The organism is Streptacidiphilus jeojiense (genome assembly GCF_000719095.1).
Lineage (GTDB): Bacteria > Actinomycetota > Actinomycetes > Streptomycetales > Streptomycetaceae > Streptacidiphilus > Streptacidiphilus jeojiensis.
The window spans coordinates 48,165-74,913 of the sequence record NZ_JOEH01000024.1 but is presented as its reverse complement, the minus strand read 5'-3'; the positions used below and the strand labels follow the sequence as shown (position 1 = coordinate 74,913).

Annotated in this window: 17 protein-coding genes; 9 read left to right on the top strand and 8 right to left on the bottom strand. The window is 69.0% G+C overall.

Annotation, left to right across the window (positions count from 1 at the left end):
• The first annotated feature begins 28 nt into the window (after positions 1 to 28).
• Positions 29 to 2,482 carry an HAD-IC family P-type ATPase gene (locus IF29_RS0129325; RefSeq protein ID WP_084715167.1) on the top strand — a complete coding sequence of 818 codons (2,454 nt, stop codon included), beginning with the start codon at positions 29 to 31 and terminating at the stop codon, positions 2,480 to 2,482.
• Positions 2,483 to 2,576: 94 nt separating this feature from the next.
• Positions 2,577 to 4,052: a DUF2079 domain-containing protein gene (locus IF29_RS0129320; RefSeq protein ID WP_051726176.1), complete on the top strand. Its 1,476-nt coding sequence runs from the start codon at positions 2,577 to 2,579 to the stop codon at positions 4,050 to 4,052.
• Positions 4,053 to 4,071: 19 nt separating this feature from the next.
• Here IF29_RS0129320 and IF29_RS0129315 read toward each other — a convergent pair whose 3' ends face one another.
• A complete protein-coding gene (locus tag IF29_RS0129315) occupies positions 4,072 to 7,374 on the bottom strand; it encodes a sacsin N-terminal ATP-binding-like domain-containing protein (RefSeq protein ID WP_030261165.1) in 3,303 nt (1,100 codons plus the stop codon).
• A 235-nt stretch (positions 7,375 to 7,609) separates the two neighbouring features.
• On the opposite strand from IF29_RS0129315, the gene IF29_RS0129310 reads away from it, so the two are divergent.
• Positions 7,610 to 7,849: a hypothetical protein gene (locus IF29_RS0129310; RefSeq protein ID WP_030261162.1), complete on the top strand. Its 240-nt coding sequence runs from the start codon at positions 7,610 to 7,612 to the stop codon at positions 7,847 to 7,849.
• A 120-nt stretch (positions 7,850 to 7,969) separates the two neighbouring features.
• Here IF29_RS0129310 and ccsB read toward each other — a convergent pair whose 3' ends face one another.
• The 6 genes from ccsB to hemL form a co-directional block, all read right to left on the bottom strand.
• The gene (gene ccsB / locus IF29_RS0129305; protein WP_030261160.1) at positions 7,970 to 9,124 is read right to left on the bottom strand and encodes a c-type cytochrome biogenesis protein CcsB; all 1,155 of its coding nucleotides are present in this window, start codon (positions 9,122 to 9,124) and stop codon (positions 7,970 to 7,972) included.
• 5 nt (positions 9,125 to 9,129) lie between these two features.
• Positions 9,130 to 10,899: a cytochrome c biogenesis protein ResB gene (gene resB, locus IF29_RS0129300; RefSeq protein ID WP_051726175.1), complete on the bottom strand. Its 1,770-nt coding sequence runs from the start codon at positions 10,897 to 10,899 to the stop codon at positions 9,130 to 9,132.
• Between the two features lie 3 nt (positions 10,900 to 10,902).
• The gene (locus IF29_RS0129295) at positions 10,903 to 11,679 is read right to left on the bottom strand and encodes a cytochrome c biogenesis CcdA family protein (protein ID WP_084715165.1); all 777 of its coding nucleotides are present in this window, start codon (positions 11,677 to 11,679) and stop codon (positions 10,903 to 10,905) included.
• The gene (locus IF29_RS0129290) at positions 11,676 to 12,287 is read right to left on the bottom strand and encodes a TlpA family protein disulfide reductase (protein WP_030261152.1); all 612 of its coding nucleotides are present in this window, start codon (positions 12,285 to 12,287) and stop codon (positions 11,676 to 11,678) included. Before IF29_RS0129290 ends, IF29_RS0129295 begins: the two co-directional genes overlap by 4 nt.
• A gap of 132 nt (positions 12,288 to 12,419) precedes the next feature.
• Positions 12,420 to 13,070, bottom strand: a complete 651-nt coding sequence (locus tag IF29_RS0129285) for a histidine phosphatase family protein (protein WP_232242652.1) — start codon at positions 13,068 to 13,070, stop codon at positions 12,420 to 12,422.
• 170 nt (positions 13,071 to 13,240) lie between these two features.
• Positions 13,241 to 14,584, bottom strand: a complete 1,344-nt coding sequence (gene hemL / locus IF29_RS0129280) for a glutamate-1-semialdehyde 2,1-aminomutase (RefSeq protein WP_030261148.1) — start codon at positions 14,582 to 14,584, stop codon at positions 13,241 to 13,243.
• 312 nt (positions 14,585 to 14,896) lie between these two features.
• Between hemL and IF29_RS0129275 the strand changes: the two genes are divergently transcribed.
• Positions 14,897 to 15,394 carry a hypothetical protein gene (locus tag IF29_RS0129275; protein WP_084715161.1) on the top strand — a complete coding sequence of 166 codons (498 nt, stop codon included), beginning with the start codon at positions 14,897 to 14,899 and terminating at the stop codon, positions 15,392 to 15,394.
• Positions 15,395 to 15,462: 68 nt separating this feature from the next.
• Here the strand turns inward: IF29_RS0129275 and IF29_RS0129270 are convergent, their stop codons facing one another.
• The gene (locus tag IF29_RS0129270; RefSeq protein WP_051726174.1) at positions 15,463 to 16,161 is read right to left on the bottom strand and encodes a tyrosine-type recombinase/integrase; all 699 of its coding nucleotides are present in this window, start codon (positions 16,159 to 16,161) and stop codon (positions 15,463 to 15,465) included.
• Here IF29_RS0129270 and IF29_RS42450 point away from each other — a divergent pair.
• The 5 genes from IF29_RS42450 to IF29_RS0129245 all read left to right on the top strand — a co-directional run bounded on the left by IF29_RS42450 (position 16,070) and on the right by IF29_RS0129245 (position 26,730).
• On the top strand, positions 16,070 to 17,302 hold the full coding sequence (locus IF29_RS42450) for an IS110 family RNA-guided transposase (RefSeq protein WP_232242644.1): 1,233 nt from the start codon (positions 16,070 to 16,072) through the stop codon (positions 17,300 to 17,302). The genes IF29_RS0129270 and IF29_RS42450 overlap by 92 nt on opposite strands.
• A gap of 69 nt (positions 17,303 to 17,371) precedes the next feature.
• Positions 17,372 to 17,773: a hypothetical protein gene (locus IF29_RS46330; RefSeq protein WP_157623983.1), complete on the top strand. Its 402-nt coding sequence runs from the start codon at positions 17,372 to 17,374 to the stop codon at positions 17,771 to 17,773.
• A 55-nt stretch (positions 17,774 to 17,828) separates the two neighbouring features.
• The gene (locus IF29_RS0129255; protein WP_030261140.1) at positions 17,829 to 21,038 is read left to right on the top strand and encodes a helicase-related protein; all 3,210 of its coding nucleotides are present in this window, start codon (positions 17,829 to 17,831) and stop codon (positions 21,036 to 21,038) included.
• Positions 21,035 to 23,800, top strand: a complete 2,766-nt coding sequence (locus tag IF29_RS0129250; protein ID WP_198037585.1) for a DUF1156 domain-containing protein — start codon at positions 21,035 to 21,037, stop codon at positions 23,798 to 23,800. Before IF29_RS0129255 ends, IF29_RS0129250 begins: the two co-directional genes overlap by 4 nt.
• Positions 23,797 to 26,730 (top strand): hypothetical protein, encoded by a 2,934-nt coding sequence (locus IF29_RS0129245; protein WP_030261137.1) that lies wholly within the window; start codon positions 23,797 to 23,799, stop codon positions 26,728 to 26,730. The genes IF29_RS0129250 and IF29_RS0129245 overlap by 4 nt, the downstream gene beginning before the upstream one ends.
• Positions 26,731 to 26,749: the final 19 nt, after the last annotated feature.

Below are 26,749 nucleotides of genomic sequence, written 5' to 3'. Positions count from 1 at the left end.
GCGCACCCCGGCGTCTAGGGTCGGGACCATGACTGCAGCGGCCGAACGCGCGACAGGGCTCAGCTCCGCCGAGGTCGCCGAGCGGGTCTCCCGCGGCGAGGTCAACGACGTCCCGGTGCGGTCCAGCCGCTCCACCGCCGAGATCGTCCGGGCCAATGTGCTCACCCGGTTCAACGCCATCATCGGCACCCTGTTCGTGGTGATCATGACGGTGGGGCCGGTCCAGGACGCGCTGTTCGGCTTCATCATCGTGGCCAACACCGGCATCGGGATCATCCAGGAGCTGCGCGCCAAGCGCACCCTGGACAACCTCGCCGTGGTCGGCGAGTCGCACCCCAGGGTCCGCCGGGACGGCGCGAGCCGGGAGCTGACCAATGCCGAGATCGTCCTCGGCGACCTGGTCGAGCTGGGATCCGGCGACCGGGTCACCGTGGACGGCCGGATCAGCGAGGCCGACGCGCTGGAAGTGGACGAGTCGCTGCTCACCGGTGAGGCCGACCCGGTGCTGAAGCACCCGGGCGACCCGGTGCTCTCCGGCAGCTTCGTGGTCGCCGGGTCCGGTGCCTTCACCACCACCAAGGTCGGCCGCGAGGCCTACGCGGCCCAGCTCGCCGAGGAGGCCAGCCGGTTCACCCTGGTCTCCTCCGAACTGCGCAGCGGCATCGACACCATCCTGCGCTACATCACCTGGCTGCTGATCCCCACCGCGATCGGACTGATCCTCAGCCAGCTGTACGTCAACAAGCAGGACGTCGCCGAGGCGGTGCGCCGGATGGTCGCCGGGATCGTGCCCATGGTCCCGGAGGGCCTGGTACTGCTGACCTCCATGGCCTTCGCCATCGGGGTGATCCGGCTGGGGCGGCGGCAGTGCCTGGTCCAGGAGCTGCCCGCGATCGAGGGGCTGGCCCGGGTGGACACCGTCTGCCTGGACAAGACCGGCACCCTCACCGAGGGCGGCATGGACGTCGCCGAGCTGCGTCCGCTCGGCGATGCTGACCGGGGCCGGGCCGAGCGGGTGCTCGGCATCCTGGGCACCGCCGACCCCCGGCCCAACGCCAGCCTGCAGGCGATCATCGACAGTTATCCGGTCGGTGAGGGCTGGCGGCTGCTGCAGGCTGCTCCCTTCTCCTCGGCCCGCAAGTGGTCCGGGGCGGTGCTGCAGGAGCCGGCCGGCGAGGAGGCGACCTGGCTGCTGGGCGCCCCCGACGTGCTGCTGCCGGCCGGCCACCCGGCCCTCGCCGAGGTGGACGCGCTGGGCGAGCAGGGCCTGCGGGTGCTGCTGCTGGGACGGTCGGAGACCCCGCTGGACGCGCCCGACCCGGCGGCCGGGCTGGTGCCGGTGGCGCTGCTGGCGCTGCGGCAGCGGGTGCGCCCGGACGCGGCGCAGACCCTGGCCTACTTCCGGCAGCAGAACGTCGCCGCCAAGGTGATCTCCGGCGACAACGCGGTGTCGGTCGGCGCCGTCGCCGCCTCGCTGGGGCTGCCCGGAGCCGAGGACCCGGTGGACGCCAGGACCCTGCCCACCGACCTGGCGCTGCTCGCCGAGGTCGTCGAGAAGCACTCCGTCTTCGGCCGGGTGACACCCCAGCAGAAACGGGACATGGTGGGCGCGCTGCAGTCCCGCGGCCACCACGTGGCGATGACCGGCGACGGCGTCAACGACGTGCTGGCGCTCAAGGACGCCGACATCGGCGTGGCCATGGGCGCGGGCAGCGAGGCGACCCGCGCGGTGGCCCAGATCGTGCTGCTGGACAACCGCTTCTCCACGCTGCCGCAGGTGGTCGGCGAGGGCCGCCGGGTGATCGGCAACATCGAGCGGGTGGCCAACCTGTTCCTGGTGAAGACGGTCTACTCGGTGCTGCTGGCGCTCGCGGTGATCATCTGCCGGGTGCCGTACCCGTTCCTGCCGCGGCACTCCACTGTGCTCAGCGCGCTGACCATCGGGGTGCCCGGCTTCTTCCTGGCGCTGGCGCCCAACAACGAACGGGCCAGGCCGGGCTTCGTCCGGCGGGTGCTGCGGTTCGCGGTGCCGGCCGGGCTGATCGCCGGGACGGCCTCGTTCACCTGCTACCTGCTGGCCCGGGCCGACCATGCGACCGGGCAGGTCGCGGACACCAGCAGCACCACGCTGACGCTGTTCCTGGTGGCGCTGTGGGTGCTGGCGATCATCGCCAGGCCCTACACCTGGTGGCGGGTGCTGCTGGTGCTGGCGATGGGCGGGGGCTTCGCGCTGGTGCTGGTGGTGCCCTGGCTGCAGACCTTCTTCCAGCTGGACCTGATCGGCTGGCGCGACCCCTGGACCGGGGTCGGCATCTCGGTCGGCGCCGGGCTGCTGCTGGAGGTGGTGTGGCGGATGATCCGCCCGGAGCACGACGCCACGTCCGATGCCGGGGCTGATCTCGGGGCTGATGCCCGAACCGACGCCACGCCCGACGCCAACCCCGACGCCGGGGCCGACATCGTCGCAGGCGCCGACAAATAGTCGTTGTTGCGGTCTCCTGGCCGCACATGGATCCCCTGTACCGTTCTGGGCACACACGTTCCACTCCGGTTCGAGTACGTCCGCAGGGGAGATCATGACGACTGACACCGATGCCCCCGAGGCGGACATCGGCGTTCCGGCCGGGACCCCGCGCCGCCGTCCGCGCCTGATGCCGCCGCGCTCGGCGGTGCCGCACCTGGTGCTGGGACTGGTCTTCCTCGCCGGATACTGTGCGATCTCGATAGTCAGGTACACGCACTTCGCCTCGATGTCCTGGGACACCGCGATCTTCGTCCAGGAGGTCAGGGACTACGCCCACCTCCAGGCGCCGATCGTCACCATAAAGGGCGCCGGCTACAACATCCTCGGCGACCACTTCAGCCCGATCCTGGCGCTGCTGGCGCCCTTCTACCGGGTCTTCCCCAGCCCGGTCACCCTGCTGGTCGCCCAGGCCGCGCTGTTCGCCGGCTCGGTCACCATCGTGTCGGACACCGCGGCGAAGCTGACCACGCGGGCCAAGGGCCTGTGCGTCGGCATCGCCTACGGGCTGTCCTGGGGGCTCCAGCGGGCCGTCGACTTCGACTTCCACGAGATCGCCTTCGGCGTGCCGCTGCTGGCCCTGGTGCTGCGCAACATCGTGCTGAAGCGCTGGTACCCGGCCGCGTTCTGGGCGCTGCCGCTGGTGCTGGTCAAGGAGGACATGGGGCTGACCGTCGCGGCGATCGGCATCGTGCTGGTGCTGCTGCGGCAGCGGATGATCGGCGCGCTGCTCACCGTCTACGGCGCGGCGATGCTGGTGATCACCATCTATCTGGTGATCCCGCACTTCAACCCGACCGGACAGTACGACTACATGTCCAAGCTGCCCGGCGACTCCCCCACCCACGAGCTGTTCACCGCGCCGTTCGGGCTGCTGCACAGCCTGTTCTCGCCGGACGTGAAGCTGCACACCCTGGGCTATCTGATCGCGATCACCGGCTTCCTGGCGCTGCGCTCGCCGCTGGTGCTGATCGCGCTGCCGACCCTGCTGTGGCGGTTCACCTCGTCCAACGACGCCTACTGGGGCATGGACTGGCACTACAGCGCGGTGCTGATGCCGATCCTCTTCCTGGCCCTGGTGGACGCGATCCGGCGGTCGGAGGAGTCAGGCCCCTGGGAGTGGCTGCGCGCCTACGCGGGTCGGGCCGTCGTCCCTGCGGTGACCGGGATCGCGGCGGCGCTGTGCATCACCATGAACCTCCCCGCCTCCAATGTGCTGTCCCCGTCCACCTACGCCTCCAGCGACCGGATCGCCATGCTGCAGCAGGCCACGGCGGCCGTCCCGGACGGGGTGACCGTCGAGGCCAATGTGACGCTGATGGCCCATCTGGCCGGGCGCACCCAGCTGTACTGGGTCGGCGGCGACAAGACCTCGCCGCCGCAGTACGTGGCCCTGGACATGTCCTACGGCTGGTCCCCCAGCGCCCCGACCGACGTGCCCGGGTACGTCGAGGGGCTGCACCCGGGCACGGTCTACCAGACGGTCTTCGACCAGCAGCAGTTCTACGTGCTGAAGCTGGTCAGCGGCTGAGCCGCGGCCCGCTGGGCACTCACTCGAAGTCCCGGGCCGCGCTGAGTTCGTAGGCGCGGTCCGGGTCGCCGAGCACGGCCAGCACCTCGAACCGGCGGTGCCACTGGCCGGCCGCCCAGGCCAGTCCGGCGGCCAGGCCCTCCGGGGTGGCCGCGTGCAGGGCGCCGGGCGGCACCGGGGCGGCGAACTCGTCGCGCTCGGCCTCCTCCTCTGCCCCGTCGCCGGCCGCGTCCGCGTCGCCTTCGCCTTCGCCGGTCGGTCGGGGTGCCGGGCTGTCCGGGTCCCAGCGCCAGTCCACCGCCGCGTCCTGCCCGTCCGGGCCCACCACCAGCAGTTCCTCGTGCTCCTCGTAGACCTCGGGGCAGCCCGGGAGCAGTTCCTTGACCTCCTCCGGGACCCGGTGCACGGTGCCCTCGCTGAGCACCCGGCCGCCGGCCACCTCGCTGGCCAGCGAGACGTGCAGCCGTTCGCCGAGGGCGGCGGCCAGCGCCGGGGCGACGGTGATCAGCGGGAAGTCGTCCAGCAGCTGGACCAGGTCCGGGGCGTCGGCGATGACGGCCTCGGTGACGTCCACGATGACGGTGCCCGCGGGACGGCGGAGGGTGTCCGGCTCCAGCGGGGGCAGCGCGCGGACCTCCTCGGGCAGGGCGATCCGGCTCAGCTCGACCGAGGCCAGCGCGGTGTAGAGGCCGTGCAGCTGACGGTGCGACACCTCGCTGTCCGGGTCGGTCATCCGGTACAGCACCTCGTCAGGGCCGTCGGTCTCGGCCAGCAGTGCGGACAGGGTGGTGCGCACCCCGAGGGCGTGCAGGAAGACCTCGTCCAGCCGGGTGCGGGCCTCCTCGTAGAGGCCGCGCAGCAGCGGGTCGGCGCCGGCGGCGCGCAGTCCGGCTGGACGGCGGCCGTCCAGCACCGGATGGTCCCGCAGCCACCAGGCGGCGTACGGCGGAACCTGGGCGGTGCGGCCGTCCGGGAGCAGCAGCCGGACCGGCACCACCACGGCGTCGCGCAGCGGCGGGGCGGCCAGCATGGCCAGCGCCTGCGGCCAGGCGTCGTCGGCGACCAGGTCCAGGTCGCGGACGGCGAGCAGTTCGGCGGCGACCGGCGGCACCTCGGGGCCCTCCGACCGGTCCTTGGTCAGCAGGTCGGCGGCCTCCTCGGCCCAGTCGGCGAAGCCGTCCGGGGCCTCGTCCAGCAGGCCGCCGGGCTCGCCGCCGGCGGCGCGGTCGGCGGGGGCGGTGGGGTCGAGCCGTTCCAGGTCGTCCGGGTCCAGCACCACCTCCTCGGCGCGGACCAGCCCCAGGGTGTGGCCGACGCCCACGGCGCGCAGCACCTCGGGGCCCCAGCGCTCCAGCCACTCGTCGTCGAGGAACACCGCGTCGTCCTCGTGCACGATCGCGGCCAACGGGCTGCCCGGCAGCACCAGTTCCCCGGCGGCCACCAGCTCGCCCTCGTCGTCCGGCAGCGCGAGGTGCGCCAGCCACGGGTACCCGCCCTCGGCCAGGTCCCCGGCCCGGACCGCGGCCCGGACGATCCGCAGCACCGCCTCGGCGACGTCCTCGGCCTCGTCCTGGTCGTCCAGGTCGACCGAGCGGCGGACGGCCGCCTGCAGTTCGGCGCTCTCCAGCAGGCCGACCGGGCTGGCGGTGCCGGCGCCCAGCTTCTCCAGCAGCGGGTGCGCGGCGTCGGGGTGGGCCAGCCGCAGGCCGAGCAGGGCCAGGTCCTCGGCCGGGATCGCCGAGTCCGCGGGGAGGTCGACCGGGACCAGCACCCGGCGCGGCCCGGTGACCATCCGGCCGTCGGCGAGCGGGACCGGCAGCGCGCCCAGGGTCTCCGCAGCGGCGCCGCCGGACCCGCTGCCGGCCAGCGCGCCGTAGAGGTTGCGCCACCAGGCGGGCTCCTTCTCCAGGTTGGCGAGTTGGTCCACGGTCTCGGCCAGGGCGACCCGGCGCACGCCGAGGGTGCGCAGCTCCTGCCGGCGCTCCAGACCGGCCGGCAGCAGCCCCGGCAGGACGTCGGCGAGGGCGCGGACCGTGCCGGCGTCCGCCCCCTCCAGCACCACCGCGTCGCGCGGACGCAGGGCGGGGCCCTCGCCGGCGGCGGGCAAGAAGGGGATCTCCGGGAGCCCGTCCAGCACCGCGCGGCGCAGCTGGGCGTCCAACTCGCCCTGGCCCAGCGGGCCGGGGACCAGGTCCAGCGAGCTCAGGTCGGCGCCGCGCTCGCGCACCAGCGCGGCATAGACCTCGCCGGCCCGGGCCACCAGGAAGTCGGTCAGTGCCCCCGGGGCGATGTGACGGCGCGTCGAGTCCAGCGGGAAGGAGGCGATCAGCAGCGCGGGGACGCCCAGCGGCTCGTCGGTCGGGGTCGGCGCGTGCACCACCGGGGCGGTGCCGGGCCGCTGCGGGCGGCCTTCGGCGTCCACCGGTACGGCCCAGGTCAGCGACCAGTGCGGGCGGTGCCGTTCCTCGACGGTGCGGTCCTGGAGCAGTTCGGCGGCCAGCTCGCCGCCGGCCGAGGCCACCTGCCAGCGGCTCTCCCCCGCGTCGCTCGCCACGACCACCACCAGCGGGCCGCTCTCCTCGTTGGCGGCGGGCAGTTCACGGCGGGTCAGGGTCCTGGTCCCGGCCTCCGTCTCGACCACCACCTCGACCAGCCCGCCGAGCGTCAGCAGCAGGGCGTCGTCGATCTCGTCCAGCAGCCGGCGGGTCAGATCGGTGGCGGCGGAGTCGCGCAGCGGCAGCACCACCACGGTGTCGTAGCCGTCCGGCGGGGTGCCCTGCGCGGGCAGCGGCAGCCGCAGCAGCGGGACGTGCCCGTCCCGGCGGCGCAGCTCCTCGGTCAGCTCGGCGCGCTCCTCGACCAGGGCCCTGGCCTCGCCCAGCGACCAGCGCACCCCGCCGGGCCGGCTCAGCACCGCGGGCTCGTCGGACACCGCGAGGACCGCGGCGAAGCCGACGCCGAACCGGCCCACCTGCGACTCCTGCTCGCGCTTGGAGGAGGCCCTGAGCGTCGACAGCGACTCCACGCCCTGCGGGTCCAGCGGCGCACCGGTGTTGGCGGCGCAGAGCACCCCGTCGCGCAGCGCCAGCTTCAGCCGTCCGGGCACCCCGGCCCGGGCCGCCGCGTCGGCGGCGTTCTGGGCCAGCTCGACGACCAGCCGGTCCCGGTAGCCGCCGAGGGCGAGCTCCTCCTCGGCGTTGGCGTCCTCGCGGAACCGGGCCGGCGACGCCGTCCACGCCTCCAGCACCCGCCGCCGCAGCCCCGCCGTCCCGAAGCCGTCGGCCGCGCCGCCTGCCGTGTCCCCTACGATCCGTGTGTCCATGGCCGTCGTCTCCCCGCTCTCGCCGCCCCCACCCGATGGCGGGGGAACCGTACGGGTCGGTCAACCTGTACGCGGGCATTCTGCCTGGTTCCACCGACAGGACGCCGCCGCCCCGGTTCCCGCCGCACCGTCCGCCGCGACTGTTGCCCCGCTGTAACGGCGGATGGACGATGCAGGGATCTTCCGGTGGCAGGCTTGTCGCTATCACCACCACCGTTCCCAGGGGGAACCAGCCATGTCCGCTCGTGTCCGCCGCATCGTCGTCATCGCCACCGCCGTCCTGCTGACCGCCGCCGTGACCGGCTGCACCATGCTGCTGCCGACAGCCGCGCATGCGGCGGAGCCGACGCGGGTGGCGCACAGCAGCTCGGACACGACCGACACGGGCGTGCTGGCGTGGGGCGCGGCCGCGTTCATCGGCACCGGCCTGGTGCTGATGATCGGCATCAACCGCCACGGCCGCCACCGCCACTGACGCCGGCTCAGGCCCGGGTCTGAGGATCCGGGCCTGAGGACCCGTCCCTACAGACCCGCGTAGGAGTGGACGCCGTTGATACTCCATCCCCCCCGGGGGGGCAACCCCCGGACCCCCGGCCTACAGACCCGCGTAGGAGTGGACTCCATTGATGAAGATGGAGACGCCGTAGGCGTTGATCAGGTAGCAGCTGAAGGCGACCAGGGCCAGCACCGCGGCCTTGCGGCCCTTCCAGCCCGCCGTCGCCCGCGCGTGCAGGTAACAGGCGTAGACGACCCAGGTGATGAAGGCCCAGGTCTCGGTCGGGTCCCACTGCCAGTAGTGGCCCCAGGCCGACTCCGCCCAGATCGCGCCGGCGACGATGGTGAAGGTCCACAGCGGGAAGACGATGGCGTTGATGCGGTAGGACAGCTTGTCCAGGGTGGCCGCCGACGGCATCCGCTCGCAGATGTCCGACCAGCGGCCGCCCTTGGTGCGGCCCTCGGCCCTGGCTGCCTCGTAGAAGTCCTTGCAGACGTACATCCCGGCGGTGATCGCTCCCGCGTAGAGCGCTCCGCCGCAGATCATCGCGCCGGAGACGTGGATCCAGAGCCAGTACGAGTGCAGCGCCGGTACCAGCTGCTCGGAGGCCGCGTAGAGGACGGTGACGGCGACGCCGAGCCCGGTCAGCACGCCCAGCATCAGCGGCAGGCCGAGCCAGCGGACGTCGCGCCCGGAGTACAGCAGCCCCAGGAAGACCATCACCGCGACCAGCGTCATCGCGCAGGTGAACTCGTAGAGGTTGCCCCACGGCGGACGGCCCGCCGACATCCCGCGGGTGACCACGCCGCCGAGCTGCAGCAGCGCGGCGAGGGTGGTGAGGCTGACCGCGATCCGGCCGAGCCGGTCGGCCTGCTCGTCGCCGCCGGACGCGCCCGCGCCCTCGACCGGTGGGGCGGAGTCGCCCTTCGCCACGATGTCGACCTTGCCGGCCTTGGCGGCGACGGTGCGGGTCAGCGTGGTGGTCCCGCCGCCGGCCTTGGCGACGCTGACCGAGACCGTGGGCGCCGCCGTGCTGGCGGCCGCCTCGGCCTCGGCCACCGCGGTGGCGACGGACTCGCCCGGACGGGCGGAGAGCGCCGCCGACTGACGGGCGACCCGGCTGCGGCCACCGAAGGTCCACTCGGCCGTGTAGGCGAGGAAGGCGAAGAGGTACACCGCCATCGACGAGTAGATCAGCACGTTGGAGATATGGGCGAGGTTGCTGTTGACGGACTCTGCCGCTGCAAGATTCATCGCGCTCAGCGTTCCTTGGAGAGGGAGGTGGCGGTCAGTTCGGGATCTTCTGCTGACGGATCGTCGTCTGCGTCTTCGCCGTGATCGGTTCCGTCCCCGTCCCGGTCGGCTGGGGCGGAGTCCTGGAGGACCAGGGCCACTTCGGCCAGCTCGTCGGCGATGCGCGAGGACTCGCTGCGGGCCAGCCCGGCCAGCTCGACGACGGTCACCCCGTCCGCGCCGGTCACCGCCCGCACCCAGATCCGGCGGCGCTGGACGAACAGCGAGCCGATCAGCCCGATGATCGCCAGGGCCGAGCTGACCAGCGCGGAGCCGGTGCCCGGGTTGTGCGCCACGGTGAAGTTGGCCCACTGCTTGAGGCCGGTCATGGTGATCGTCCCGCCGTCCGGGAGCTTCATGCCCTGACCGGGGTGCAGCTGCGCCTTCCAGGGGTTGGTCTTGTCCAGCTTCAGCTGCTTCATCGCCGTGGTGTCGAGCTGGTAGACGCTCTGCGCGATGCCCGTGTCCATGCCCAGGTCGCCCTGGTAGCCGGTGATGAACAGGCCGGGGTTGTTGGCGGCGGGGAAGGTCGACCTCGGGCCGAGCACCGGGTCGACCTCGGCGGTGGGGGCGAAGATGCCGCTGAAGCCGAGCTGGGTCTTCTTGCCGTCCTTGCCGACGTAGCCGTCGGTGACCTTGATGGTGCACAGCGAGGTCACATTGGCGTCCTGCGGCAGGCAGGGCGTCGCACCGTCGTAGATGACCTCGCCCTTGGCGTTGGTCACCTTTATCACCGGCGCGAAGCCGTGCGCGGTCAGGTAGATGTTGTCGCCGTCCACCTGCAGCGGGTGGTTGACGGAGGCCGTGCCGGAGGTCTTCTTGCCGTCCGAGCCCAGCCAGTAGGACAGCCTGGCGTCGAAGTTGACGGCCTCTCCGCGCGCGCTGCCGCTGGTCTGGAAGCTGGCGTCGAACCCGTCCAGGGTGAAGCCGAAGGCCTTGAGGCTGTCCGCGGTGTAGAGGCTGCTGGGCTCGAAGTCGTCGTACTGGGTGACGTTGTTGCTGAAGGTGCCGCCCTCCACCACGATCACCGTGCCCTGGCCGCCGGCCAGCTTGGTGACCGCGAAGGCGATCAGCATCGCCACCAGGGAGATGTGGAACAGCAGGTTGCCGAACTCGCGCAGGTAGCCCTTCTCCGAGCTGATCGCGTCGCCCGCGGCCGAGGTCCGGAACCGGCGCTTGCGCAGCGCCCCGTGCGCCGCGGTGAGGACGGTGTCGGCGTCCGCGCTGCTGCGCCAGGTCGCGTAGACCGGCAGCCGGACCAGGTGCCGCGGCGCCGCCGGCGGCCTGGCCCGCAGCACGCCGACGAACTGCCAGGTGCGCGGGATGATGCAGCCCACCAGGGAGACGAACAGCAGGATGTAGATCGCCGAGAACCAGAACGAGCTGTAGACGTGGAACATCCCCAGCTTGTCGAAGAGCGACACCCAGGCCTTGTGCTTCTCCTGCCAGGCCTCGACCTTGGACGGCGAGGCGGCGGTCTGCGGGATCAGCGATCCCGGCACCGCCGCGAGCGACAGCAGGAACAGCAGTATCAGCGCGACCCGCATGGACGTCAGCTGACGCCAGGTCCAGCGCAGCCAGCCCAGCACGCCTATGCCGACGACCTCGGCCTCGGGCTGGTCCTGCTCGGCGACCGGCGCGCTGCTGAGCCGGCCGGCGGCGGACAGTTCGTCGCGCTCCTCGGCGGCTCGGGCGTCGGCGGCCTGTGCGTCGGCGGCTTCTCGATCGTCGGTCATGAGTCAGATTCCCGTGGTGAAGTCGGAGGTCCAGTAGCGCAGCTGGCCGACCAGCTGGTCCCACGCCCCCGTGACCAACAGGATGCCGACCACGACGAGCATTCCGCCGCCGATCCGCATGACCCACTGGTAGTTCTTCTTGACCCACCCGAACGCGCCCAGCGCCCGCCGGAAGGCGAGTGCGGCGAGGATGAAGGGCAGGCCGAGGCCGATGCAGTAGACGGCCATCAGCAGCGCGCCGCGGCTCGCGCTGGCCTGGTTCATCGACAGGGCGTTCACGGCGGTGAGGGTCGGTCCCAGGCACGGGGTCCAGCCGACCCCGAACACGATGCCCAGCATCGGCGCGCCCAGCAGCCCGACGATCGGCTTGCGGTGGCTGCGCAGCTCGCGCTGGGTGAAGCCGGGCAGGAAGCCCATGAAGGCCAGGCCCATGGCGATGGTGAGCACCCCGGACACCTCGGAGATCACCCGCTGGTGCGCCAGCAGGTGGTTGCCGAAGAAGCCGAACAGCGCGCCGCCGGAGACAAACACCGCCGTGAATCCCAGGATGAACAGCACCGCGCCGAGCACGACCCGGCCGCGGCGCCGGCCCTCGGCACTCGCCAGGTCCACCGCGGAGAAACCGGTCACATAGGAGAGGTAGCCGGGCACCAGCGGCAGCACGCAGGGCGAGAAGAAGGAGACCAGTCCGCCGAGCAGGGCGACCGGGACGGCCAGTATCAGCGCCCCGGAGACCTGGCCGCTGATGTCCGCGAGCAGTACCGGCGCGGCGCCGCTCACGACTTCTCCGCGAGTACCGGGGCCAGCATCTGCGTCAGCTGCGAGCTGCTCAGCGGGAGCAGCGCGCGGGCGGCGACCCGGCCCTGGCGGTCCAGGATGATCGTGGTGGGGATGGTCTGCGGGTTGAGCGTCCCCGCCGGGAACTTCAGCAGCAGGTCACCGGCCGGGTCGTAGAGGCTCGGATAGGTGATGTTGTGGTCCGCGACGAAGGCCTTGGGCTGCGCGGTCTGCAGGTCGCGGGTGTCGATGCCGACGAACTGCACGCCCTTGGACTTGTCAGCGGTGTACACCGACTCCAGTCCGTCCGCCTCGGCCCGGCAGGGCGAGCACCAGGAGCCCCAGACGTTGAGCACCACGACCTTGCCCCGGTAGTCGGCGAGGCTGAGCTGGTTGCCGTCCAGGTCCTTGCCGGAGATGCTGATCGCCGCACCCCGGTCCTTGACCGCCACGGAGCTCGTCTCGCCGGTGCCCTTGACGAAGTTGGTGCCGGAGCTGTCGCTCGACCCTGAGGAGGACGTCGAGCAGGCGGCCAGAGCCAGGGCCGACGCGGCCGCGAGGGCGGCGATCAGCGTACGTGCGGAGCTGCGGCGGAGCGGACGGGAACGCATGTGAAGAGTTTCGCATGGGTGTTTTGAGCGGTTTCACCGACCCCGGCGACGGGTCGCGGCAGCCGTGCTGACCTGCCGCGACACCGTGTTCTGTCAACCAGTCAGATGATCACTCCGGCCCACGTTCGAACCCTAGGCGCCGAAGCTCTTGGCGACCGGGGCGTCACCGCGGCGGCCCTTGCCGGTGAGGTGGGCCGGCAGCAGGTCCCGGGCCGGCTCGCTGTAGCCGATGGAGACGATCTTGTCCCCGTGGTAGGTGAAGCTGGTCAGGCTCGCCAGCGAGCACTGCCGCTTGCGCGGGTCGTGCCACAGCCGGCGGTGCTCGGTGAAGCTGCGGGTGATCCAGATCGGCAGCTGGTGGCTGACGCACACGGCCTCGTGCCCGCGCGCGGCGTCCCTGGCCGCGTTCAACGCGCCCATCATCCGCACCACCTGCTCGATGTACGGCTCGCCCCAGGACGGACGGAACGGGTTGGTCAGGTACTTCCAGTACTGCGGGTTGCGCAGCGAGCCGTCGCCGACGCCGAAGGTCTTGCCCTCGAAGATGTTGGCGGCCTCGATCAGGCGCTCGTCGGCGGCGACGGCCAGCCCGTGGGCCGCGCCGATCGGCGCCGCCGTCTCCTGCGCCCGCTCCAGCGGGGAGGCGACGACATGCGTGACGTCCCGTCCGCTGAGGTGGTCGGCGACCCGGTCGGCCATCTTCCGCCCCAGCTCGGAGAGGTGGTAGTCGGGCAGCCGCCCGTAGAGCACACCCTCCGGGTTGTGCACCTCACCATGCCGCATGAGATGGACGACGGTGGTCTCAGGACTGCTCACCTGTACTGCTCCTCTACATCGAAACCTGGCGCCAGTATCGCCCCCGGGAGCCCCGCAGGGGCTCATAGGGGCGCGGGGAACTGCGCGGCCAACCATCTACGGTCAGCACAACCGCATCCCACCGCGCCCCCACCCACCTACCCGGGAACCGCCGCGGCAGCAGCCCGCGCAGCCGAAGGCAACGCCTCAGCGATCCGCCCGACGGCCCGCTCGTCGTGCGAGGCCGAGACGAACCACGACTCGAACGCCGACGGCGGCAGGTACACCCCGTTCGCCAGCATCGACTGGAAGAACGCCGTGAACCGGAAGGACTCCTGGCGCCGCGCCTCGTCGTAGTTGGTCACCTCGTCGTCCGTGAAGAACACCGAGAACATGTTTCCGGCCCGCTGCACCCGGTGGGCGACCCCCTCCTTGCTCAGCGCCTCCCCGACGAGCCCGGAGACCTCCGCCGACACCCGGTCCACCGTCGCGTACACCTCGTCGGTGCAGCCGCGCAGCTGGGCCAGGCCGGCGGCGGTGGCCACCGGGTTACCGGAGAGCGTGCCCGCCTGGTAGACCGGCCCGGCCGGGGCCAGCTGCGCCATCACCTCGGCGCGCCCGCCGAACGCGGCCGCGGGGAACCCGCCGCCCATCACCTTGCCGAAGGTCATCAGGTCCGGGACGGTCTCCGGTCCCCAGCCCTCCTTCGCCGACTCGTACCCGTACCAGCCGGAGCGGGAGACCCGGAAACCGGTCATCACCTCGTCGGAGATGAACAGCGCGCCGTCCTCGCGGCAGAGCCGCGCCACGCCGGCGTTGAAGCCGGGCAGCGGCGGGACCACGCCCATGTTGCCGGGCGAGGCCTCGGTGATGACGCAGGCGATCTCGCCGGGGTGCGCGGCGAAGGCGGCCCGGACCGCGTCCAGGTCGTTGTAGGGCAGCACGATGGTGTCGGCCGCGGTGGCGCCGGTGACGCCGGGGGTGTCCGGCAGGGCGAAGGTGGCCAGGCCGGAACCGGCCGCCGCCAGCAGGGCGTCCACGTGGCCGTGGTAGCAGCCGGCGAACTTCACGATCTTGGTCCGTCCGGTGAAGCCGCGTGCCAGCCGGATCGCCGACATGGTCGCCTCGGTGCCCGAGGAGACCAGCCGGACCTGCTCGACCGGAGTGACCCTGGTCACAATCTCCTCGGCCAGTTCGACCTCGCCCTGGCCCGGTGTACCGAACGAAGTACCGCGCGAGACGGCCGCCTGTACGGCGTCGATCACATCGGGATGGGCATGCCCGAGGATCATGGGACCCCAGGAGCAGACCAGGTCCACGTACTCCCTGCCGTCCGCGTCGGTGAGGTAGGGGCCTTGCCCGGAGACCATGAACCTGGGCGTGCCGCCGACCGCGCGGAAGGCTCTGACCGGGGAGTTGACGCCGCCGGGGGTCACCGCGGAGGCGCGATCGAACAGCTTCTGGGACTCGGGGGCTTCGTAGGGGTAGCTCACAGAGGACATGCTCTCAAATCCCCATCTTCTCCAAACCGCAGCCTGTCCTTCGGCATGTCCCGGCCGATCATCTGGGACGATGATCGGGCCGCAGTGCACAGCCGCCCGCCGACGGGACTCGGCGGAAGGTGAGCCTTTCGGGGAGGCCGGACTGTCACACGCCCGTTGCCTGTTGGCAAAACGATGACTGCCAGTAAGGATGGTGCCGTGTCGGAGGCGCGCGAGGGGTCCGAGGGTCCGGCGAGGGCTTCGCGCAGGCGTCGCGGGGGCAGTGGTAGCGGTAACAGCGGTGGTAGCAACAGAGGCGGTGGCGGTGTGGGGGTGACCTACAAGTACTTCGGTGCACCCGACCGAGCCACCGCCGCCCGGGTACCGACCGCCCTGGGCCGGGACGGCCTCGGTCTGGACGCCGGCGAGCTCGGCACCCTGGGCCGGCTCGGCGAGCTCTTCGGCGCGGAGGGCCGCGACGGGGACGAGACCTTCAGCGGCGGCCTCTCCACCAAGATCAAGCCGGAGACCATGAGCGCCATGGTGCTCACCGGCATCAAGGGCATCCCGCTGGCCAACGTCCCGCCGCTGGAACTGGTCGTGCTCCACCCCGACTACGCCGTCTTCCAGCTCCCGCACACCGTCGTCGAACCGCTCCGCAAGGCCGACGAGGCCGAGCTCGGCACCGCCGCCTTCATCTGGTCCACCGTCCCGGACCGCCGCGGCCCCCGCGACGCCTTCGTGATCTACCAGATGCTCCACGAGTGGCACGACTTCGCCAACCGCCTCCACGACGCGGGGCACCAGCTGTACTGCCTGATGTGGCCCTGACCTACTGGTTAGCGGGTTTTTTTGAGTCCCTGTGAAGCCTCTCCGAGGAGGGGCTGGCGAGGGCCTGTTCAGGCCGCCAGGGCACTCTCAGGGCACATCGCCGCCGAGGGTACATGCTCAGTGCCCTGGTCCTGGTGCGCTCCGCCGAGGAGGACGTCGTCCGTAGCGGCGCGGCTGCAGCCCTCGCTGCCGGGCATGAGGTGGGTGTAGGTCCGCAGGGTGAAACCGGCGTCCGAGTGCCCGAGGAACAGCAAGAGAGCCTTGATGCTGATTCTGCCTTCGAGCTGAGCCGAGGCGTAGGTGTGCCGCAGCGCGTGCATCCCGTCGTCAGGGGCCGCCGCGAAGTACTTCGAGCCTGACACGCGCGGCGGGATCACTCCGGCGTGCACGAGCGCTCGCTTCCAGTCCCCCGCGTTGAAGACGCTCCGGTTGTACGCCTTGCCCTTCGCGTCCACGAAGAGCAGGCGGAGAGTCCTGGGCTTGCCACCCTCGACCGCCCAGGGCAGCGTGACCTCCGTCGGGGGGAACGACTTCAGGTGGGCCCGCAGAGCCACGGCAGTCCGGGGCGACAGGGACACCGAGCGGACCTTGTCACCCTTCGGTAGAGCGAACACTATCGTCTTGCCGACGAAGCGGATCTGCTGGTTGACGTTCAGCCAACCGCCCTTGAAGTCGATGTCCGCCTCGGACAGGGCGAGGACCTCCCATTGCCGCAGGCCGCAGCCGGCTTCGCCCTCCTCCGCCATCGCATCCTGCTCAGCTGACACCCAAACCGGAACGATCAACGCCTACGAAAATCTTTTAAGACCCAAGACGCTGACAGTCCCGGTCCCGAACGACGAGCCGGAACTGCTGGCCCTGCTCGCCGACGTACTGGCACTGGACGAGGACGTGCTCTGGGCGGTCGACGTCGCCAACGGCATGGCCGCCCTACTGATCAACGTGCTCCTAAACCAGGGCCAGCAGCTGGTCTACATACCGGGCCTGGCGGTCAACCGGGGCACGGGAAAGACTGATGCCAAGGACGCCGTCGTCATGGCCGACCAGGCCCGGATGCGCCGGGACCCGGCCGGGATCCGACCGGACGACGAGCACGTCGTCGAGCTGAGGATCCTCACCGACCGCCGCTCGGACTTGTCGGCTGACCGCACCCGTAGGGTCAACCGGCTGCGCGGCCAACTCACCGGAATATTTCCGGCGTTGGAGCGGGTCCTGGACACGGGCAACGTCGGCCCGCTGGTCCTGCTGACCGGCTATCAGACCCCGGCCGCCCTGTGCAGGACCGGCCGCAGCCGCCTGGAGACCTGGCTGCGCAATCGCGAGGTCCGCGGCGCCGAACCCTGGCCCGGGCCGCCCTGGAAGCGGCCGAGCGCCAGCACACCACCATCCCCGGAGAGAAGATCGCCGCCCCAGGTGATCCACACCCTGGCGAAGGAGGTGATGGGCCTCAACGAGCAGATCGCCGAGATCGACAAGCTCATTGCGGCTCGGTTTCGCGACCACGACCGCGCCGAAGTGATCGCCAGCATGCCCGGTATCGGCCCGCTGCTGGGCGCAGAGTTCTTGGCCGCCACCGCCGGCGACATGAGCCGCTTCGGCAGTGCCGACCGCCTGGCCAGCTTCGCCGGAGTCGCCCCGGTGCCCCGTGACTCCGGCAACATCAGCGGCAACCTGCACCGCCCCCGTCGCCACCACCGCGGCCTGCAACACGTCTTCTATACCTCCGCGCTCATCAGCATCCGCAGCTGCGAGGAGTCCCGCTGCTTCTACGAGCGCAAGCGCGCCGAAGGCAAGCGGCACACCCAGGCCGTCCTCGCCCTGGCCCGCCGACGCGTCAACGTCCTGTGGGCCCTCATTCGTGACGGACAGTGCTTCCTACCTGGGCTCCCGGTCATTGCTGCGGCTTGACAACAGCATTAGGAGGTGAGCTATGCCTACGTAAACACCCTCATAGAGAACGACCGCTGATGGTCCCGGATGACCGAGCCACTGCCCCTCGGCTTCACCGACATCTCTACCGCTGCGCTGAAGGAGATCATGGTCCGGACCCCCTGGCGCGGCACAGGAACCGCCCTCCGCATCCACGACACGCTCCTGTCCAATCGCACCGAGGAGCGCGTCACTCTCTCAGTCAACCCCCTGGCAGGCGACGGCAAGGTCCAAGCCCTCTACGTCACCTGGGGATACGAACCCTTCAACGAGCAGCGTCCGTCACCGGACTCCCCAAGTCTCATTGCCATGATCCGCTCCCTCAAGTGCTCGCCCCTCCTACTGACACGTACGGAAACCGCCTCCTGCAATCAGACAGATCCGCATCAACCTCCCCTGAGCGATCACGATCTGAGTAAGAGTCATTCCTTCGAACGCATCTGTGATTGAGTCGAGACCACATGCATGGCGCGCGCGTCCATGACAAGGAGGCCGGGGGGCTGACGTGGAGATTGACAAGAACGACCGACTCCTGATTGACGGCGAACTGGTGACCGTTGTCGCCGCGTCCCAGGAACGGACAGGATTCAACTGCGTGATCAAGTCGCCTACGCGGGGGCTCGCCGAAGCGTTCGTGCTCTTCGCCGACATACCGGCCTGCAAGGTACCTAGCTCCGATGGGAGTGGAGACAGCGCACGTGCAATCACTGCGGTGTGGGCGCAGTGGATGCGATGGGCCATACCCCGGATTCGGTCAGCGGTACTGGCCACACGGCCGCTGCGTCCGTATGCCCACCAGGACGATGCGGTCTTCAGCGTGATGCTGCCGCAGCCCAGGTTGCGGTTCCTTCTGGCGGATGAGCCGGGTACCGGCAAGACCCTGATGACTGGAATGTATCTGGCAGAGGGTCGCCGACAGGGACTGATCCCCGGGAAGGCGGTGATCGTCGTACCGGCCCACTTGGTGGGCAAGTGGATCGGAGAACTGAAGCGATTCTTCGGCATCGACGCGCAGCGGATCACTGCCGAGATCGGCCGTGAGCCCTTGGACCTGCGTGCGGACGTGGACGTCTGGGTGGTCTCGCTGGACCTGTTCACTTACAACACCGATGTGCGCCGCAAGGTGGTCGGCTCCCGGGCCTCCTGGTCATTAGCCGTCTTCGACGAGGCCCACCGGCTGACCCCAACCTCCCAGCACTTGAGCGCCGCGCGCCAACTCGGCGACGTGTCACATCACTTCCTCCTGCTAACCGCGACCCCGCACCGAGGCAAGGAGAACTTCTTCCGGGCGCTGCTGAACTTGCTCGATCCAGCAATCTATCGGTGGGATCCGTCCGAGAAGACCTATGACCACCCTATGCACCCGGGGCCGAACAACTTCCTGCGGCGGATGAAAGAGGACCTCAGGGGCCTGGACGGTGAACTGCTCTTCCGCCCACGATATGCCCAGACCCACCACGTCTTCCTAACCCCAGCCGAGTCCGATGCCTACGACGCGGTCATGGGCTATGTGGAGACCTGGTACTCCTCCGACTCGGTGCTGGCCCGTTCCATCTACGGCAAACGCGCTGCCTCCTCGGTGACAGCAGCTCTCGAAACTCTACGGCGTCGACGGGCCGCGCTGTCCGGCTCACAGGCCGGCCGGGTGCCTCCAGTCGCTCCCGAAGGCTTTGAGAACAACGACCTGGCTCGTGCCGCCCTCGATTCCGATGATGCTTGGCATGACGCGGAAGAAGCCGTACTCCAGGCCCGCAGTATCGACCGCAGGGCTGAACTGGAGGCAGTCTCCGTGGCCATCGGCCAACTGGAGCGGGCCTTGACATCGCGAGACGAAGCCACCAAGTGGCAGGCGGCGCGCGAAATCATGCAGGAGCACCAAATCAGTCCTGGCAGCGGCCAATTGCTGGTCTTCACCGAGTTCACCGACACTGCCCGATGGTTGGCCGGCGTCTTCCGCGCAGAAGGATTCAGTACCGAGGTGCTGGACGGAAGTGTGGACCAGTCCGGCCGCGAGGAGTTACAGGCCAGGTTCCTCAAGGACCGATTCCAGGTCCTCGTGTCGACCGACGCGGGCGGCGAGGGGATCGACCTGCAGTCCGCGCACGTCATGATCGACTGGGACATCCCCTGGAGCTTGGTACGGCTCGAACAGCGCGCCGGTCGACTGCACCGCATCGGCCAGCAGAACGAGGTTTTCGTCTACCACCTGGTGGCTCCCGAGACCCGCGAGGGGCGGGTCCAACAGGTCATCCTGGACAACCTCACAGCTGCATCGGCATCGCTGCGGGGGCGCCTGTACGACCTGCTCGATGCCACGGTCGACCGGACTGGATTTAACTTCGGCGCGGCTATGGCCGCAGCACACCGGGATCCGGCGGCGGTCGGTGAGGTCCTCGCGACCGTGCCTGACACCGCTACCCTCGTCGCCCGTGCCAAGGACATAGTCGCCGAGGAAGACCGGTTCAAGACCCCCGTTGACCACGGCGAGGCGATGCAAAGGTTCGCCAGCGACCGCCTTCAAGCAATCAACCCGGTCATCGTGTCCGCCTTCGTCGACCAGGCTGCTCACGTCGAGGGCTGGAGTGTGTCGACGGGACCCACACCCGGGATACGGGTCCTGCGTTCCGGCCTCACTCACCTCCCCGCCTCCTTCGGTGGCCTCCAGGAATGTCTGATCGCCGCCGACTCCGCAACGGTCGCCAAGGCCCAGGAGGAGCAGTTCCGTCGGGCCGAGGACGTCATCGTCCTGGGACCCACCGAAGACTCGTTCCAAGAACTGGTCGAACGAGCCGTTCAACACTGCGAAGGGGACCTGCTCGCAGGTGCCGCAGCCGTGGACCTGTCCTCCCTGACCGGCTACACCCTGTTCGTCTACGCAGCCGAACTGGAGCATCACAACGGTATCCGCCGCATCCGCCGCACTGTGCCGTTTCTCATCCGCTATTCCGGTGCGGGCGCATTTGCCACCGCTTGGGAATCGGTCATGAACCTCAGCCCTGTCGCCGACCCCTCGAAGCCACCCGTACCCGCCGCACGGGTCGAGGCCGACTCCGCCGCCCGCAAAGCGGTCCAGGCGGAAAGCTCCGAGATGCAGCGCCTGCAACGAGCCGTGACTGCGAAGAGCCGGGACGAACTCGGCGATGTCGAACGCCGACTCAAACGCCAGGTCAGGACTCTGGACGCGGACGTCAGACGCAGCAGGCTCGAGCAATTCGCCGCTGAGAAGGCGGACAGGCTCTCCCACTTCGCTCTGTTCGACAACATCACTCACACCTCTCCCACTCCGCTGGGATGGGTCCAAGTCAGCGGCGGGGCACGGGTCGACGAGCTGGGACACGACCCGGACTCCGAGAAGGTCGCGATCGCCAAGGTGGTCACCGAACTTGAAGGGCTCGGCTGGGTCGTCGACGACCGGCAGACCGCAGGGCTCGGCTATGACCTGCTCGCTCGCCGACCTGGGACCACCGACCAGCGCTTGATCGAGGTAAAGGGCTTCGTCGCCGGGATCCGGCCGGTCTTCTTCGAGCAACACGAATGGGCCCAAGCGCAACAGCGCGGGCCGGACTACTGGCTGTACGTGGTCTTGCAGTGTGCTTCCCGGCCCACCGTGGTCATCCGCTGCCAGGACCCGGCCGGAACACTGGCAGGCCCTCGGCGCATCGAGCGCTTCAAGATTCCCGTCTCTCAGCTTCGGCGCCTTATGGAGAACCGTTGACCACCGACGCAGGCCGCACTCTCATAGACAGTTGGTTCCCGTGCGCGGCTGTCGATGAGGCGTGCGGCAACCGAACAGGATCCGGCCAGGTGGAAAAATCAATCTTCACCTGGTTCGCCTCACGCCCCATCGCCCAGGCCCGGGCGGCTGTGGCCGCGGCGCTGTTACCGGACAGTGCAAGCGTTCGGCAGCTGGTCGACGGGGCGGTGCGCGGCGATCCTGTTGCCCTAGCTGAGACCGCCGCCAGGATCAGCGAGCGTTACCCCGACGGGCGGCCCGTAGTCCTGGACATTTTCTCCGGGCGCGGCATTATTTCCCTGGAAGCGGCCCGGCTCGGTGCCCAGGCCGTCGGCTTGGATCTGAGTCCCGTAGCCACGCTCGCCGGTCGAGTCTTGGCGGACTACCCGTTGCGGGATTGGTCTGCCGAACCAACCCTGCCGTGGCGAGAGACAGACCTGCCAGAACAGCACAATGCCCTGTTCGAACAGGGCGCTCCTCCCCGGCTAGTCGCGGATCTCGAAGTGTTCCTGGCCGAGATCGGCAGGCGTACACAGATCGCCGTTGCTCCGCACTATCCCCGTAACCCCGACGGGTCGCTGCCTTGGGGCTACCTGTGGTCCATCAGTATTCCCTGCGACGGCTGCACTAACCGCTTCCCGCTCCTGGGTAGCTTCGTCCTGCGTCACCCGTACAACCGAACCAACGACATCGGCCAGTCGCTACGGCTGATTACCCACGACGCCACCTGGCACGTCGAAGTGATCGACGGTCCCCCTGAACAAGCCCCGACCTACTCCTCCACCGATCTGGGCGACGGCAGGAAGCGGAAGGGCAAGAGCGCCCGCTGTCCGTTCTGCCAGCAGGTCCATAGCGCGGAGACTGTTAAGGCGAAGGGCATCGCAGGCGAGTACCGCGACGAGCTGCTGGTAGCCATCGACACTCAGGGGGAGGCCAAACGCATCTTTCGGACTCCTCGCCCAGTCGAACGCAAGGCCGCTATTGCGGTGGACCTCTCTGGTCTCAAGGCTGAGGATGCACTGAGCGCCGTTCCGAACGAGGTGATCGCCGCAGGCAATGTGCACACCGTCATGGCCAGCGGGTATGGCTACCGCAGCTTCGGTGAACTGATGAATGCTCGACAGGCCCTGCAGTTCACCGAATTGGTCCGCTCCATACGTTCCTGCCATCACGACGCGTTGTCGGCCGGAATCTCACCGCAGTACGCCCAAGCCCTCACAGCCTTCGCCGCAGCGACCCTCGCTCGACGACTCCGCTACTCAACCCGCGGCTGCGCTGTCCAGACAGTGGGAAAGAGCGACGGCACCGAGCACAACGGCAGTAAGGTCTCCGATCTGTTCGCCAACGAGGCGAAATTGAAGTTCCAGTTCGACTGGGTGGAGACTGGCCCCGGAAACGGACCGGGAACCTGGACCTCTCTGGTGAAAACGGGCCTGGGGCCATACGAGGCGCACATACGCGGCCTACGCGGCTCACCGGCCCGCTTCCGCCAGGCGAACGCAATGCGCCTGCCCTACCGCGACGCAAGCGTCGACGCAGTGGTCACCGACCCTCCGTACTACGACATGATTGAATACGCGGACGCCTCCGACCTCATGTATGTCTGGCTCAAGCGCGTCCTGTTCGACATCGAACCGGACCTCTTCGGGCCGAAGGTGCTGCGCACCAACGATGGCCTACAGAACAAGGACGACGAGATCATCGTCCGTCGGGTGCACGAGCCTGGGCGCGTACGACATGACCAGGACTTCTACGAGGCGTCGCTGTCTGCCGCCTTCCTAGAAAGCCGCCGGGTACTGCGACCCGACGGGCACTTGGTCGTCGTCTTCGGCCACTCCGATCCCGACGCATGGAAGCGCCTGCTCGCGGCTCTCCATGACGCCGGCTTCGTGGTCACCAGTTCCTGGCCGAGTCGGACCGAGTCAGCCAACACCAAGGTGGCCTCGGTCAAGGTCACCATCACGATCGGTTGCCGCGTGGCCCCCGCTGACCGTGAGGCTGCCACCGCCGCGCAGGTCGACAGGGAGATCGCCGACGCAATCCGGCCCCAGGTCCGCAACTGGACCCAGGACGGCCTTGCGCTGGCAGACCAGATGATGGCCGCCTACGGACCCGCTATGGAGGTCTATGGCCGGTATTCCAGCGTCATTCAGCCAGACGGCGAGTCAGCACCACTGGAGCGTTACTTGACCTTGGCCCGACGCTGCGTCCGCGAAGCGACCGCGCTGCGACTGGACCGAATTCCCATCGAGACCTTCGACGCGATCACCCGCTTCGCTGTGTTCTGGATGAGAGTCCACGGGCGCACCGTCGTTGCCAAGGGGGAGGCCATCTTCCTTGCTCAAGTCGACGGGCTGCGACTGGAGAACGTCCGCGGCAACCTCCTTGCGGAATCAGGCAAGGGTTTCCGCCTGATGTTAGACCCTCCCGCGTCGGTCGGCCCCGGCAGTGCCGAGTTCGACGTCGCCCGAGCTCTCGCCGGCGCGTACATCTCTGGGGGCACCGAGGCCGCATCTCTGGTACTCGCCCAGTGGGAGCGCCCTGTCGATGACGAGCACCTGTGGGCGGTGATCGGAGACATGGCCGCCCAACTACCTGCCAGCGACACCATCGCGAAGGCGCTCGTGGCCCTGCAGCGCAATACCGGCACCATCAAGAACATCGCCCGCGGCCTGGCCGGATCACTCACGCGCCGAGACACCGACCGGCACCCGACCCTGTTCGACGTTGAGGACGCCCGATGACCACTGCGTACCCCCACTGGGCCGACGTGCTCACCCTGCGGCCCGAGATAACGGACGCGGACGGGCAGATCGCTGATCTGCAGATGTCTCTGTACAGCGCTGTCTACACCGATCGAAACGTTCCGTACACCGATCCCGTGTACTACGCGGAGATCACCGAGCCGACTCCCAGACTCGTGCAGTTCATGAGCACCGTCGCCAGGCGGCTCGGTACCCGGACCCGCGGCGGGAAGGCCCTGTTCCACCTCGACCAGGGAATGGGCGGTGGCAAGAGCCACGCACTGGTCGGCCTGTATCACCTGGCCAACAGCTCCCATGCCTTTTTGGCGACCGAACTGGGCCAGCGGGTGCTCCGTGAAGGCGAGCAGAACGGTGCGCCGCTGGATCTGGACGGCGCGCGGGTGGTGGTTCTGTCCGCCGACAATATGACCCCAGGGGCGACCAGCCCGGAATTCGGCCCAGCAACCACCTTGTTCGAGCGGTTCCTATGGTCCCTGTTCAGAGGCGATCGAGACCGTTACGCGCACCACCTCGCCGAGGGTTCAAACAAGGCAGCACTGGCCCGAGCCCTGGAGGCAGTTCACGGACCGGTGCTAATCCTTCTCGACGAATTGATGCAGTACGCCCTGGACCTCGCGGACAAGAAGCACATTGCCACGATGCCCGGCGAGAAGGTCTTCCTGGACAGCCTCATGGATGCCGTCGACGAGGTCCCCCAGGTGGCCTTCGTAATCGTGATGATCCGCTCCGACCGCGACGACCGCGGCTACCCGGCAGAAGCCGAGAGCCTTCGTACCTTCGTGACAAGCGGCATCGAGCGCAACGGGATCGGCGACTCCGTTACCGAGCCCCAGGACTTCTCAGCGATCATCCGACGTCGCCTCTTCCAGCCCGCCGACACAACACCCGTCAGAGCTGTCGCCATGGCTTGGGCCGAGCATGCAGGGCCAGCGTGGACAGAGCAGGTCTTCGAGCGGCTAGGCGCCCGGCGCGGCCTCGGCGGCCTGACGGAGCGTCTCGCTGCCAGCTATCCGTTCTCCCCCGACGTCATGGCTTTGGTCCGCGACGACTGGTCGCGCCATGCGGGCTTCCAGCGAGTCCGCTCCACAGTGGAGATATTCTCCGCCACCGCCTACTACTGGGCCCGCGAACACCAAGCCGGCCGATGGACGCCCGAGCTCATCGGGGTGGGCGACCTCCCCCTGCACGTCGCCATAGAGAACATCCTTTCCTCCGGTCTCCTGCACGGCAATGAGCGCGTCATCCAGGGATTTCGGCAGGTTGCCGCAACAGACATCACGACCAAGGACGGCACACGCGGTCGCGCCCGCGCCCTCGACACCGTCCTGGCGGACCGCGGCATCGACACCGGACAGCCGTCGACGAGCCTGCGGATGGCGACCGCCCTGTTCTGCTACTCGCTGGTGCCGCGAGACCAGGCGAAGCGGGGAGCGACTAAGCCGGAACTCCTTGCCAGCGTCTACAGCCCAGGCATCGAGTTCAACTCCGCCGAAGAGGTGTTCAACCTCCTCATCAGTGATGATGAGGGCCTGGGTGCCCTGGAGGTGACCGATTCCGCCTCCGGCCGCGGCACCGCGCGATTCCATCTGGCCATCGCCCAGACCCTACGGATGTTCTACAAGCAGGCGAAGAGCTCCGTCACCGCATCCGACCGCGACGCCTACCTGTGGGACAGAGCAAAGATGATCGCCCGCAGTAGTCAGGGCCCCTTCGACCAGATCATCCCCGTAGCGAACACCCCCGGCGCTCTCCTGTCTCAAGTCTTCAGCGACGTCGACCAGAACAGCAAGACTCGCTTGGTCGTCCTAGATCCGAGCCGCTGGACCCTGCACAACGGCCGGGATACGCCCACCCGAGCCGAGGTCTCAGCGCTGCTCGGCGTTGGTGACCATTCCCTACCCGTCGACAATGGTGCCTCCTGCGTCGTGGCCTGCGTCAATACCCAGCGGCGCGACACAGTACGCAAACGTGCCATAGAAGTACTCGCCTGGCGCTCGGTCATCTCGCAACTCGACCAGGATGACGACAAGCGCCCAGAAGCCCAAGCCGAACTGCGGGCCGCCACCCAGCGTGTGGACGATGACCTTCAGAAGGCGTTCCAGCACTTCGCCTACCTCACCCGCACCGATCAGACCGAAGTTGAATGGCAGCGATTCGACGACGACGGCAAGACCGCTCTCAAGGGCGGCCACGTCTGGGACACCCTGGTCAACCATAGCCGCGCCGTACACCCCGGCCGTCTCTCCGGCACCTATCTGAAGACCCTGCTGTCCAAGATCGCCCGAGATCTGACACTGAAGGAAATAGGCCAACAGTTCTACAAGAACCCGGCCTTCCCCCTCGTCCCCTCCGTCGACGACATCCGGCGAGCCGTACACCAGACCCTGACCGGAGCCGACTCCTTTCAGGTCATCGACGGCGAGGGCTCGCCCCAACACATCTCCTCCCCAGATGAGTTGTCCATTGGCTCGATGGAACTGCGCTTGCGCCGGGCACCGCAGCCGAAGACTGACGGCTCTCCGAAACCTCCACTGGACGCCGGCACGTCTTCTGGTCCCGCAGGAGAGGCAAGCAACGCCTCAGGCTCTGGCTCTGGCCGCGCCGATAGCCCCACGAATCGCCCTGCGGGACCGCCCTCTGCAACGGAACCAGCTGTCAGCGCACCTCCCGAATACCACCGCTACCGGCTTGAGATCCCGAACCGGAGCATGGCATCCACGGACGCCCGCCGCACCGTGGCCAATCTTCTCCAAGAAGTACTCGACCTGGTCGATCCGGAGATCGGCGGAGACATCCAACTGCTCGACCTCCAGTTGACCCTTACGGCTGCTCCCGCAGCCGTGGAGAAGGTGGAATCAACTGCCGACGCGGCGAACGCCGACTGGGAAGAGGAGGCCCTGGACTTCTGAAGCCCTCCGCGCTCCGGAA

What these genes read in the sequence shown, in the direction of transcription:
- IF29_RS42450 (WP_232242644.1), top strand. Translation starts at nt 16,070, where the DNA reads ATGTCCGCCTCGGACAGGGCGAGGACCTCCCATTGCCGCAGGCCGCAG.
- resB (WP_051726175.1), bottom strand. Translation starts at nt 10,899, where the DNA reads ATGACCGACGATCGAGAAGCCGCCGACGCACAGGCCGCCGACGCCCGA.
- IF29_RS0129285 (WP_232242652.1), bottom strand. Translation starts at nt 13,070, where the DNA reads ATGCGGCATGGTGAGGTGCACAACCCGGAGGGTGTGCTCTACGGGCGG.
- IF29_RS0129325 (WP_084715167.1), top strand. Translation starts at nt 29, where the DNA reads ATGACTGCAGCGGCCGAACGCGCGACAGGGCTCAGCTCCGCCGAGGTC.
- IF29_RS0129245 (WP_030261137.1), top strand. Translation starts at nt 23,797, where the DNA reads ATGACCACTGCGTACCCCCACTGGGCCGACGTGCTCACCCTGCGGCCC.
- hemL (WP_030261148.1), bottom strand. Translation starts at nt 14,584, where the DNA reads ATGTCCTCTGTGAGCTACCCCTACGAAGCCCCCGAGTCCCAGAAGCTG.
- ccsB (WP_030261160.1), bottom strand. Translation starts at nt 9,124, where the DNA reads ATGAATCTTGCAGCGGCAGAGTCCGTCAACAGCAACCTCGCCCATATC.
- IF29_RS46330 (WP_157623983.1), top strand. Translation starts at nt 17,372, where the DNA reads ATGACCGAGCCACTGCCCCTCGGCTTCACCGACATCTCTACCGCTGCG.
- IF29_RS0129320 (WP_051726176.1), top strand. Translation starts at nt 2,577, where the DNA reads ATGACGACTGACACCGATGCCCCCGAGGCGGACATCGGCGTTCCGGCC.
- IF29_RS0129310 (WP_030261162.1), top strand. Translation starts at nt 7,610, where the DNA reads ATGTCCGCTCGTGTCCGCCGCATCGTCGTCATCGCCACCGCCGTCCTG.
- IF29_RS0129315 (WP_030261165.1), bottom strand. Translation starts at nt 7,374, where the DNA reads ATGGACACACGGATCGTAGGGGACACGGCAGGCGGCGCGGCCGACGGC.
- IF29_RS0129290 (WP_030261152.1), bottom strand. Translation starts at nt 12,287, where the DNA reads ATGCGTTCCCGTCCGCTCCGCCGCAGCTCCGCACGTACGCTGATCGCC.